This is a genomic window from Micromonospora sp. NPDC007271, assembly GCF_040634005.1.
Lineage (GTDB): Bacteria > Actinomycetota > Actinomycetes > Mycobacteriales > Micromonosporaceae > Micromonospora.
Window position 1 is genome coordinate 1 of the sequence record NZ_JBEYER010000151.1, and the last position, 11,719, is coordinate 11,719.

The 11,719-nt window shown below is 67.3% G+C and carries 8 protein-coding genes and 1 CRISPR repeat array; all 8 genes read left to right on the forward strand.

What is annotated here, in order from left to right:
- Positions 1-57: 57 nt before the first annotated feature.
- The 8 genes from ABZ570_RS32015 (at position 58) to ABZ570_RS32050 (ending at position 11,649) form a co-directional block, all read left to right on the forward strand.
- A complete protein-coding gene (locus tag ABZ570_RS32015) occupies positions 58-699 on the forward strand; it encodes a hypothetical protein (RefSeq protein ID WP_358071601.1) in 642 nt (213 codons plus the stop codon).
- 528 nt (positions 700-1,227) lie between these two features.
- Positions 1,228-2,397 carry a hypothetical protein gene (locus ABZ570_RS32020; RefSeq protein WP_358071603.1) on the forward strand — a complete coding sequence of 390 codons (1,170 nt, stop codon included), beginning with the start codon at positions 1,228-1,230 and terminating at the stop codon, positions 2,395-2,397.
- 138 nt (positions 2,398-2,535) lie between these two features.
- The gene (locus ABZ570_RS32025) at positions 2,536-3,540 is read left to right on the forward strand and encodes a DUF4192 domain-containing protein (RefSeq protein ID WP_358071605.1); all 1,005 of its coding nucleotides are present in this window, start codon (positions 2,536-2,538) and stop codon (positions 3,538-3,540) included.
- Positions 3,541-3,589: 49 nt separating this feature from the next.
- Positions 3,590-4,024, forward strand: coding sequence for a hypothetical protein (locus ABZ570_RS32030; RefSeq protein WP_358071607.1), 435 nt, complete (start codon positions 3,590-3,592; stop codon positions 4,022-4,024).
- Positions 4,025-4,383: 359 nt separating this feature from the next.
- Positions 4,384-5,046, forward strand: coding sequence for a GGDEF domain-containing protein (locus ABZ570_RS32035; RefSeq protein ID WP_358071609.1), 663 nt, complete (start codon positions 4,384-4,386; stop codon positions 5,044-5,046).
- Entirely contained in the window at positions 5,043-6,335 is a 1,293-nt protein-coding gene (locus ABZ570_RS32040; protein WP_358071611.1) for a hypothetical protein, read from the forward strand. Before ABZ570_RS32035 ends, ABZ570_RS32040 begins: the two co-directional genes overlap by 4 nt.
- A 607-nt stretch (positions 6,336-6,942) precedes the next feature.
- Positions 6,943-7,350: a CRISPR direct-repeat array (repeat unit 37 nt; unit sequence GCTGCGCCCGGCCCTCGCGCCGGGCGAGGATCGCAAC).
- A 1,005-nt stretch (positions 7,351-8,355) separates the two neighbouring features.
- Positions 8,356-9,894 carry a hypothetical protein gene (locus ABZ570_RS32045; RefSeq protein ID WP_358071613.1) on the forward strand — a complete coding sequence of 513 codons (1,539 nt, stop codon included), beginning with the start codon at positions 8,356-8,358 and terminating at the stop codon, positions 9,892-9,894.
- A gap of 129 nt (positions 9,895-10,023) precedes the next feature.
- Positions 10,024-11,649: a hypothetical protein gene (locus ABZ570_RS32050; RefSeq protein ID WP_358071615.1), complete on the forward strand. Its 1,626-nt coding sequence runs from the start codon at positions 10,024-10,026 to the stop codon at positions 11,647-11,649.
- Positions 11,650-11,719 lie beyond the last annotated feature (70 nt).

Genomic DNA, 11,719 nt, shown 5'->3' on the forward strand with positions numbered 1-11,719 from the left:
CGGCGAAGGCCAACGGCGGCGGCGCGAGGTCGCGTACCCGCAAGGTGCCGGCCGGACATGGACTTGCAAATCCGGCGTTTCGCCGCACGCAACACGTACAGCGGCGGCAACGCGTTGGTCTTCCTGAGCACATGCATGCTCGTGAACTCGTTTGCGAACACTGCCCACAACCTTGCCCTGATCTTCGCCGTCAGCGCCATGGCGGGACTGTGGCTCGCCATGTGGTGGCGGCTGGTCCACAACCTGGTGACGGCGGCAGATCCGTGGATCGGCCCGCTGATCGGCGTGGGCGCCCTGGCGGTCCTGGTGGCGGCGTTGGCCGAATCCCCGTTCATCCTTCTCGGCGCGGCCGTCCTCCTGGCCACCTCCTGGCTGCCGTACATGGTCGCCGAGTCGGCCGGGCAGGCACTGCGGGTCTGGGCGTACCGCTCTCCATCACCCCAGGCGCGGCTGCTGTCCCTCACCGCGCAGGCTGCCGTCGACGCGGCCGCTATAGGCGGCATCGCGGTGCTGCTCGTGACGCTGGGCGGCGAGGGACGGATCGGTGTCCGCCTGGGTGCAGCGCTGACGCTGGCGGCGCCCCTGCTGTTGGCGCGGGCGGTGCACCGGTCCCGGACTCAGCCCGTCGCCGCCACGGCAGGCCGCAGCGTCTGCCGGGAGCCGACGGCCACAGGCCGCTACTGTCGTCCTCGCCGGTAGGGATCCGCCCCCGCCCAGAACTCTGCAAACGGCGTGAGCTGGGCTGTCAGGTTCTGCCAGCCGGCCGGACCTGACAGACCCAGCCACACCAGCAGCAACGCGGATAGCCTGAGGGCTCTTCTCCTTCATTCCTATGTGCTGATCTGACGCGTCCGCGACGGCATCGCGCCCACCCTTCCCGGTCGGCCGCCGCCCGCCAGCCTCAGACCCCAGCACCCACCACCCCCGCCCCTCGCCATATCCGCGACCGGGGCACGGCACCCCCATCCCTTCAGGCGGCCACCACCCGGTGGCGGCCTCCTCGTCATGCCTCAAAGGAGGAATCATGCGTCATCATCCGATGACAGACGGCTATCGTCTCGCCGGCCACGACACCCCACCCCCGCCCCTCCTCAGCGGTGTCACCGCACTCGGCGGGAACGACAGATCCGGCCGAGCCCACGACCTGACCACCATTCGGCCGGCGTCATGCGCCGAGCTGGTCACGATCACCCACCTGGCCGCCACCAGCAATCGGGCGGCACAGCGATGACCGACACGAGCCTCACAGACCAGATCCGCACCCTGCACACCGAAACGATCGCCGCCATTCAGCAGCGGCAGGCCCTGGCCGTTGAGGCCCGTTCCGCGCTCATCGCCGCCCTGCGCAACAAGCTGATCTGCCGGCCCGGCTGCGAGGACGCTCTCGCCACGTGCGGTCTGGAACCGCTGCCGCAACGCTGGACCATCTCCGCTGGTGCCCAGCTGTCGTACACGCGGTCGCACACCGACCACAACGAGGCCCGCGAGCAGGCCCGCTCCGGCGTACCGGACGAACTGCGGCTGCTGCAGCCGGCGATGGCGGTCTACCCGCGACACGTCATCGACGTGACACCAGACGACAACGACCAGCGGTACCGCATCACCGTGCAGGTCACCCTCCAGACCTGGGTCACGGCGACCCGTGAGGCCGACGCGCACGACACCGCACGCGCGATCACGGAGGCCCACCTGCCTGGGCTGGCTGACGCCGGCATCACCCTGACCGGGCTGACATGGCAGGCCGCCGACAGCCCCGACGTCGCGCTGGACGACATCGACACCGCCCCGCAACCCGTGGCCGGCACGGCACAGCTGGCCGAACTCACCGACGACCTCACCGCCGCAACGGCCGCACGTGACGCGGCGGTACAAGCCCTCGCCGACCTGCGGCGCGCCATCCGCGCCCGCGCGATCAGCGCACTCGTCGACGACGAAATCGGCGGCATCTACCAACACACCGCGCAGCGGGTCGACCGGTTCCTCGTCGACCTCGGGCTCGACCCACTACCTCGAGCACACCACATCACCGTGGTCGCCGACCTGACGCTGCCGGTCGGCGCCGGCACCGCCCGGGAGGCCTGCGACGCGGCACGAGACACGATGCGCCCGGCCACCACCACCAGCCCCGACGAGACACGGCCGTGGACCGCGTACGGCTGGACCATCCCCGAGAACGCCACATGCGACCAGGACCGCTGGCGGATCCCCTGGCGGCACGAGTACGACATGTGGCTCCGCGGCCACACCACCTCCACCGAGGCCACCAGCGCCGCCGAAGCCCTCGCCCGCACGGACCTGACCCGGGCGCTCGCCGGCATCGACCACGACCCGATCACGGTGACCACCAGCGTCGAGGACGTCGGTATCGACCTGTACCTGGACCCCGACAGCGACTGAACCATCAGGCGCGCCGATCCGATGATCGGCGCGCCTGTTCCCGCAGCGGCGCGCTGCGCCCAGCCGACGCGCGTGCGGCTCGTCCCCGCTCGCCGACCTCCCGCAATCCGCCGACCTCAACCCGTAGTGGAGATCATCATGTCGTTTCCCGACAACAAGCTGACCGTGCGTACCCCAGCCGACCTGGTAACCGCAGTGCCGTACATCCTCCGCTTCCGCCCCGGCGACGGCAGCATCGTCCTGCTCGCCAGCAACCGCCGGGTCGTCTTCGCCGCCCGCGGCGACCTGCCCGCCCCCGGCGCCCCCGCAAGCCACCTCCTCGACCTCACCGCCAACCTGATCCCGGTCGTGCGGCGGCAGCAGCCAATCACCCACATCATGCTCACCGGCTACGGGAACGCCGACCACGTCGACCCGGCGCTGCGCACCATCGGCGAGGCGTTCATCGCCAGCGGCATGCCCGTCCGGGCGTTGCTGCGAGTCACCGGTACGCGGGTCTTCAACCTCGACTGCGACAACCCCGCCTGCTGCCCACTGGAGGGAACCCCGCTCGATCCCACCTCACTCGTCGCCGTGCAGGCCACCGCCGCCGGCCTCGTCGCCCTACCCGACCGGGCAGCCGTAGCCGCCCGGTTCGCCCCCGTCGACGGCCCGGCCCGTGACGGCATACGCCGCGCCACCAGGGCGGCGACCGCCCGCCTGAAGACGGTGAGAGCCGCCGGCGACGCCGCGGTGGACGAGGCCGGCGCGCAAGCGGTCCGCGACGCGCTGCGACAGCACGACGACGGAAAACGGCTCACCGACGACGAGCTGGCGTGGCTCACCCTGCTCCTGAAGCGGCCATCCGTGCGGGACCTTGCCGCAGACCTCACCCAACCGCACGACCGGCACGTCACGTTCTGGGCCGACATCACCCGCCGCGCCGAGGAGGCGCTCGTGCCCGCACCAGCCACCCTCCTCGCCCTCGCCGCATGGCGCTGCGGTGACGGCGCCCTGGCCTCCATGGCAGCAAACCGTGCCCTGCAGGTCGACCCCGCATACCAGCTCGCCGACCTGCTGCTGCAGGCACTGCACGCCGGACTCCCGCCATCGGCGTTCGAACAGGCCATCGCCAGCGCCCGCACCAACCCCTCGCACCAGTAGCCGGAACACCCCAAAGAACAGGAGGCAAACAGTGGATCCCACTCGCAGGATGCTGCTCGCCCTCGCCAGGCACGCCGAAGACGCCCGGCTGCGCTGGAACGCCGACCGCGCCGCCATGCGGGCTCGCGGTGAAACCCCGGCCCGCACCGAGGCCTACGCCTACCAGGTCCAGGCCAACCTGTGCCTGATCACCGCAATCGGCGCAGCGGACCTGCCGGCGAACTTCCGCATCCACGACATCACCCTGTCCCAAGATCCCCTCGCCGCGGCCGAGCAGCTGCGTCAGGTCGCCGTCGCCCACGACCACAGCGGCGCGATCGAGGCCGCACACGAGGCCGCCCGCCTGGCCTACAAGGCCGCTTTCGCCCAGCCCGTCACCGCGCAGGAACAGCAGTACGTGCACCTGCTCGCCGGTCTTCCCGCCGCGCGACGCGACAAGATCGTCGAACTGGCCGAGGAGCGCTCCCGCCACCCCGGAGCATGAGACCCAGTCATTACCCCGCGCCTGAACTTGGGCTGGCCTGACCACCACGCGCGCCACCCCGCGCCCAGGGCGCCGCTAGCACGAACGACGTCTCACCGACGTCAAGGGCCACATCGCGCTCACCGCACCACCTTTCGATTCACCGGCAACCGCCCAACCGTCTCGCGAACGCCTTCGCCAGAGGGGCAACCACAGCCGTGCCGCCGACCGAGTGGCACAGACACGAAAACGGCCCGCCAAAAGGCGGGCCGTCGTCGCATCAGGACCCGGGACGCCGCGCCTCGACAACGTCCGCGTCCCGGGTTCTCCACAAAAGGAGGGCTCCAGTGTCCCTACCACTGATCATGATCGCCACCGCAATGGTCGCGTTCACCCTAGGCAGGCTGACCGCCTGGCCCACAACCCGCCGTCTACGTACCCAACTCGCCGACGCCACGCGGCAACTGCTCCACGACCCGCTCACCGGCATGCTCAACCGCGCCGGCCTGCTCGCCGCGCACGCCACCATCGCCAAGTCCAGTAACGCTCAGCCTCTCATCGTCGTACTGGTCGACCTCGATGGCTTCAAGCCGATCAACGACACCTACGGCCACGACCTGGGAGACGACCTACTCATAAAGATCGGCGACCGCATCAACGAGGTCGCCGCACTCCACGGTGGCACCGCCGCGCGGCTCTCCGGCGACGAATACGCGGCCCTACTCCCGGTCCGCACCGGCGACTGGGCCCGCATCGCCGACACCTTCGTCACGATGATCGCCGAGCCCGTCGAACTCACCGTGGACGGCAACCCCGTCACGGTCACCGTCACCGCCAGCGTCGGCCTGGCACTCGTCGAAGCCACCGACGCGTTCGCAGAGGTAGCCCTGCACCGCGCCGACATCGCGATGTACCACGCCAAACACCACGGCCGGAACCGTCACGCCGTCTACGAGCCAGGCATGGTGATGCCCGCCGCCGGACACCGTCGAGGACCCCGTCTCCGCGACCGCCAACAGCTCATCGACAAGGCGACGGCATGACGGCCGCACGCACGGAGATGGCCTGCCAGATCTGCCTCTCTCCACTGAACACCCTCGGTACACCGCCCACCTACGTGCACCCGATCCAACTCGCCACCGACGGACACGAGCCAGTACCCGTCCCGGTCAGCCAGCTCGATACCGTGCGCCGCACCTGCGACTTTTGCGGGGACCCGTACCCGACGTGGACGCTCCTCGGCGGGGAAGTCGCCGCCGTCGCCATCGGCACGGCCGGGGGACTGGTGCAAAACTTCGGCGATGCATGGGCGGCGTGCGTAACCTGCCAGACCTACATCGACGACGGCAGGAACGACAAGGTTGTCGACCGCGCAGTGCAGGCGCTCGGCCTTGGCAACCATCCGCAGGCGCGAGAGCACGTCGAGCAACTGCAGCTGGCATTCCTGAATGCCCGGGTCCCAGGACGCACGCTCATCACGACGACCGCCTGGCCAGCCACCGGCATCACCGCCCGAGAGCTGCCAAAGGTGCGCGACAGGCTCGCCCGATTCTACCGGGGCAACGACGACCTACCAGTCGCCCTCCCGGCCACCGACGCACGCCAACAGATCGCCAACGGATTGGACCGATCACGCTTGTTCTGGGTCGACAGCGACTTCACCGACCTTGCCGAGCACGCCTCAGAGAGACTCCCCGACGTCACCATCAGCCGCGATCTCATGCCCTCAGCAGACGGGATGCTCGTGTGGTCGCGGCCTGTGACGTGTCGGCAACTCGCCGCAGCGTCCTGGACCGCCAACCGCGACGGCTGGTACCTGGTCGTCTACCGCACTGTCGGCGGAGGACTGGACGGCAAACCGCTCCAGCGACTGCGCGAGCAGGTGGGTTGGCTCGCCCCGATGAGCACCATCCAGGATCACGAGCAGCACGTGATGCCTGGCGACCCAGCGGCAGCGCTGGTCGCAACATGGCTACTGATTGCGCAACAGGCCGCCGAAGTCACGGCAGTAAAGGTCGACAAGGTCGTTCGCAAGACCTACGCCCGCATGAACCGACCCGCGCCCGAGGTGCAGATCGTGCACATCCGTGCCAGCCGCACCGCAATATCGCCCAAGACGGGATCAGCGCCGGGCGAAGCAACGCACTCTCAAACCAGCCGGTTTTGGGTATCCGGCCACTGGCGCAACCAGCCGTACGGACCGGGCCGAGCGCTGCGCCGCCCCGTCTACATCAACCCGTTCCTCCGAGGCCCCGACGACGCACCGATCAAGCTCAGCACTACCGTGCGCATGCTTAGCAGCCACAAACCAAAGCCAGAAGGTCATGGGTAGATGCCATTGAGCAGGTGGTGGCAGGGACAGCTTCCTGCCACCACCAAATCGGATCCCTACTGCTGTCGCTGGGTAATGGCCCGGGGCGCGGTCGCGCGGGAACGTAGTCCGGGTTCGCCCCTGACCATTGGGTGCGTAAGAATCTACAGTTGAGGCGACACGGCGTCAGGCGTACGTCGGCACAGCAGGGCTGGGAGGTGAACTTGGCCGCCTGACGGGCATAGCCTAACCGGGCCTGCTGGCCGCGCGCTGCGGCAACTCAATGACTTCGTAGGGACCATTTTCCAGCAGCAGAGATCGGTGTTCGAGGTGGTCTGCCGCGAAACCGACAAGTGCGTTTGGTCACCGCGCTTCAGGAGGTCTCAACGCCGCGACCCAGGACTGTATCCGGATTTGCCGGCTGCCAGGTCGCGCGCTCGACGACGGTGAACATCTTGGCAAGCCGCGGGTGATCGACCCACGGGGAGCCTTTGTGATCTAGGAACCCCAAGTGAACGCGGAAACACAGGCAGCTTCCGAGCCAAGAAATATGGATTGGATGGACAAATCGGACTACGAGTGAGTCGAGTGTGCATTGTCAGGTCGCTATCTCTGCTGCTCGTAGGCCGCTGCGCCCGGCCCTCGCGCCGGGCGAGGATCGCAACACTGAGCCCCGCCGCTTCGTCGGCGAAAACCCAGCTAGCTGCGCCCGGCCCTCGCGCCGGGCGAGGATCGCAACCTGTACCGCGTCGCCGACTGGCCGGTGCCCGGCAAGCTGCGCCCGGCCCTCGCGCCGGGCGAGGATCGCAACTCGATCTGCTCGGCCTTGATGCCGTTCGCGCCCGCGAGCTGCGCCCGGCCCTCGCGCCGGGCGAGGATCGCAACTGCCTGTCCGCGTACAGGCCCTCCCCGTCCGCCAGGCGGCTGCGCCCGGCCCTCGCGCCGGGCGAGGATCGCAACAGCGATAAGCGCCCTAGTAGGCGACCAGGACGAGCCCGAGCTGCGCCCGCCGCCAATTCCGCCGGTCGGCCCTCGATGGCTCGGCCGGGAGTCGCTCGACGCACGGGCCGCCGCGCAGCCGGGCCAGCAAGGCTTCGACGGCCTCGGCGGTGGCGCCGCCGGCGGCGAGCCAGGCCACAACGTCGGGTGGCCCGGTGCGCAACAGGGCGGCGAGCAGGTGCTCGCTGCCGATGTGCTCGGCCCGCTCCTCCAGCGCGACGAGTAGCGCCTGCTCCAGCACCGCCCGTGCCTCGCGGTCGAAGCGTAGGCCCGGCGCGGCACCGCTCACGCTCGACGGCGGCACGGTGCCGGCGGTCCTGCATTCGGCGGCGAGCGGCTCGGCCACGGGCGGGGGCTCTGCGGTGGGGACGTGCCAGAGCGCGGCGGTGTTGCCCGACGGTGCGGGCAACGCCGCCGCCAAGTCCCAGAGAGAATGGGCAGGTCGTGGTGGGTGCGGATGAGTGCCGTTCGGTGCCGTTGGACGCCGTTCAACGCCAGTCAGTACAGCCGGTTGCTCCCAACCTGCTCCCTAATCTCGATAACGAGACCGGCGGTAGCTGATCGACTGACGCAGCCTCCTGTCGGCAGGCCGATGCCCGTGTGTCGTCGCGTTATCCGGCGCAGGGTCCACAGCTGCGACTCCAGGCGCTGCCGGGGTGATCGTGTCCCGAAGCTCCCAACCCGCTCCCCGGGCATACGCCAACCGGCTCGCCAAGCCGGCCGCAGATTCAGGTCCCGATTAACAGGGAGAGTGGGTCCACGGCTTGATCAACACGGGAAGTCCGGCGTTGCATCTGGTCGCGCCGGCGCATTTAGCCCGGAACGGGTACGCCGTTCGGTCGACCTCATGTCGTGCACCCGCTGGCGGATCGGCTACGAGCCTTTCCACCTTTAGCTTCGGCTTGCCACGTCCGACCTCGAGCCCCGAACTCTTCGGCCGATGGGCTGTCGGTGTCCACGTCGGCACTCTGGGTTGAGGATGGGGGCTCCGCGAGCTGCTCCTTTTCTTCCACGGCATCCGCTATGTCAAGGAAGGGCACCTATGCGACGCGCCGTAAAGGCCTCTGCGGCCGGACTGATGGCGATTGTCATCGGGGTGACCGGCTGCTCGAGCAAGCACGACCCCAAACCGGCTGAGTACACCAACGTGACACAGCCCCGGCAGATCGGCGAGCACGTGTTCGTGACGGGCCCCCAGGTCCACCGCGACATGAAAGCCGCGCCAGACACTTCGGCCAAGTCACCGCAGATGCCACTGACCAGGCCGCTCGCGCCGGTACAGCACCTCACTCCGGACGGACCATTGAAGGCTCCAGTGAAGCTGGAGTTCAAGCTGGACCAGGCGGTACCCGCCGGCTCGATGGTGGTGATGGCGACGGCGGAGAGTCCGACCGGGCCGTGGACGCTGACGGAAAGCCAGCTATCTCCCGACCGCAAGTCGGCCTTTGTGGAGGCCCCGCACCTGTCGTGGTGGGTTCCGCTCGTCGTGGATCTGCAGGCACTCGTGAAGGCGATTAATGACGACTTCTACGGTGGCCTGAGCGGCAACCTGACCACCCAGGCGGATGAGCCCGAGTGCCAGGACAAGAAGAAGGCCGACGAAGGCTTCTCTATCTCGTCCGAGGGGAAGATCGCCCTGATGTGGTGCTTCGGCATGCAGGATGGCAAGCGGGTGCTGAAGGTAGTCAACCGGATGCGCTACCCGCTGCAGCTGGACCGGTCGGGCCTGGGCGATCCGATTCGCAAGGGCTTTGTGCTGGAATTCCAGCAGCTGGCTCGAATCGGGTCCGGGGAGCAGACGATCATCTTCCCGTTCGAGGAGATCGTCTTTCCGGCGGATCTGAAGCCGGCGCAGAACGGCAAATTGCATGCGGAGTTTTCGGGTTGGGCGTTTACCTTTGCGCAGCTCGAAACCACCGCTACGCTGCTCCTGAATATCGCCAGTCGCGGCAAGGCCAGTGCTATGGAAAAGGGTCTGACCGTAAGCCGGTACACCGAAATTGCGGCCAAGGTGAATGAGCTACTCATGATCCCTGACTGCCTGGCGGCGGCGAACCCGAAGGACTTCAATGCCGGCAAGCTGATCGGGGCGTGCTTCAAGGATGAGTGGATCAAGGAAGCTTTCGGCTGGAAGAGTTACCTACTCGTGCCGCTGATGACCTTCGGTCCGCTGCTGGAGTTCCTGCGCAGTTCGTTCAACGCCGTGTTCGACATCATGAATGGTCGCGCGAAGTACCAGATCACGCTGCGCCGGGAGGAGAGCCTGGACCTGCGAGGCTTTGTCGGTCAGTGGGAGTTCAACTGCCCTCTGGTTGCCACGCCTCGGTTCCTGACTATCCGCACCAATGGCACCGCCGATTGGGTGGATGGCGAAGCGCTCTGGCGGCTGCGGCTGTATCGCACCGGCAGTGAGCTCTACGGCAAGGTCGTGTCCCAGGTGAACGGCATCGACCGCATCGGGTTTGTCGTTCATGTCGTGAAGCAGGGTCCGGATGTTGTCGAACTGGCGGCAGAGGGTCTATACGACCTGTTCTATCGTCCGCAATCACAGGCTTGGCGAGATGCTGGCGCCTCCTGCTAGCTAGCAAGCCAATTCCGATGGCGGCACGATTATGGTGCCGACCTCTCTTATTTACAATTGCCTACTTAGCTGTTAAAGCTTTCTCGGCAAAACTACCGTTCCTCGAAAAAAGCGAAAAGAGGCTACAGAATGCGACGAACTGTTCGCCTGGCCGCCGCCGTTGTGGCGCTGGCCCTGGCGTCTACTGGATGCTCTTCGGACGACAACAAGCCGAAGCTGCACCAGGTGTCCAACCAGTCGGTCGGCGCCGATGTCAGCGTAACGGGCAATGTACCGGAGAAGCTGGCGGTCAAGACGACCGACAGGGTGACGGCCAAGCTGCAGGGCGTCAAGCCGCTGGCGTCGGCGCTCGAGTTCAGCCCCGCTGCCGACGTCTCGCCCTCCGCTACCGTGTCCATTGGCCTCAAGGAGGCGATGGCAACCGGCAAGACGGTACTGGTGGCGGTGACCGACAACGACAAGGGCCCATGGAAGCTGGTCCAGGCCGACCTGTCGGCCGACCGCAAAACCGTTCAGGTGCAGACCTCGCACCTGTACGCCCGGTGGCAGCTGCTTGAGCCGGACGTGCCGGCCATCCGCGAGCTGTTCGTGCGCGAGCTGGCTGCCGCCATGCAGGGCGACCTGAAGACCGACGCGCCGGCGCCGAAGTGCGAGAACGAAGCCCAGGCGAAGGCCGGCCTCGACATGGCAATGTTGCCCCAGGACAGTCTGCTGTGGTGTGCCGGCATGAGCAACGGCAAGCAGGTGGTGAAGATCGTGAATTCGATGCGCTATCCGCTCCGGGTTTCCGCCGTGGTCCGTGACGCCGACAGCACCAGTGGCAACAGCGCCACCTCCGTTCCGACGAAGGCGCGCCACTTCAAGCAGCTGGAATGGACCACGGGGAACATGCTCCTGCCCTATGAGGAGCGCACGTTCCTGGTCCAGGTCAAGCCCAAGCAGATCATGAGCCTGTCAGCCGAATTTGACCGTGAGGCCTACGGCCTGGGTACCTTCCAGGCTACCGTGACGGCGCTCATGAACGTGGTTTCGGACCTGGTGGCTGGCGGCCCAAAGTATTCCGGCAAGCTAAGCTCGGCCAGTTACGTCGAAATCGCCAATGTCATGGATGAGCTCCTTAAGAACGACATGTGCTCCGCGCGGGCGACCGGCGAGGGCACGCAGCGCGAATTCGATGTCCGCAAGTACGACTTCACCGGCATGGTGCGGGAGTGCTTCAGCGGAGCGTACGTGAAGCCGGCCTTCGGCTGGCAGAAGGATCTGGTACTCCCGATCATGAAGGAGGACCAGACCAACGCCTACTACTCGGAGGCGTTCCACGCGCTCGGCGACAAGGTGAATGCGGCCGAGCACGCTCGACTGTGGGTGGTTCCCAGCGCCGGCCAGCCGAGTCTGGACCCGGCCACGCTGGTGGGCCGCTGGACGTACGACTGCAACGACAACAATCGCCACATCGTCACCATCATAGACGCCAACGGCAAGGTCGAGTGGTCGGAGAACGACGGCGAGAAGACGGCGTCCATGCACTTTTTCAAGGCCGGCGGCAAGCTGATGGCGGTGGTCGACAGGTCGTTCTACCAGGGGCAGGAGATCCGGCGCCTGTCGCAGGCGGCCGACGCCGACTGGATGCCGCCGCTGATGACGCTGGAGGTCTTCAAGGGCCGGTGGTACGGCCTGGTGTTTAACGGGAATTTACTTTCCGGTCAGCAGGGCGGCGGCCTCTACGCCGAAAATGAGGTTCAGACCCAGTGCTAGCCTCGGCCCTTCGTTTAGCCTCGATCATTCACGGCTGAGGTCGCCGGTTGTGGCCCCGCGCCCATGATCG

Coding starts and splice junctions, on each gene's coding strand:
- ABZ570_RS32030 (WP_358071607.1), top strand. CDS start 3,590: ATGCTGCTCGCCCTCGCCAGGCACGCCGAAGACGCCCGGCTGCGCTGG.
- ABZ570_RS32040 (WP_358071611.1), top strand. CDS start 5,043: ATGACGGCCGCACGCACGGAGATGGCCTGCCAGATCTGCCTCTCTCCA.
- ABZ570_RS32045 (WP_358071613.1), top strand. CDS start 8,356: ATGCGACGCGCCGTAAAGGCCTCTGCGGCCGGACTGATGGCGATTGTC.
- ABZ570_RS32025 (WP_358071605.1), top strand. CDS start 2,536: ATGTCGTTTCCCGACAACAAGCTGACCGTGCGTACCCCAGCCGACCTG.
- ABZ570_RS32015 (WP_358071601.1), top strand. CDS start 58: ATGGACTTGCAAATCCGGCGTTTCGCCGCACGCAACACGTACAGCGGC.
- ABZ570_RS32035 (WP_358071609.1), top strand. CDS start 4,384: ATGGTCGCGTTCACCCTAGGCAGGCTGACCGCCTGGCCCACAACCCGC.
- ABZ570_RS32020 (WP_358071603.1), top strand. CDS start 1,228: ATGACCGACACGAGCCTCACAGACCAGATCCGCACCCTGCACACCGAA.
- ABZ570_RS32050 (WP_358071615.1), top strand. CDS start 10,024: ATGCGACGAACTGTTCGCCTGGCCGCCGCCGTTGTGGCGCTGGCCCTG.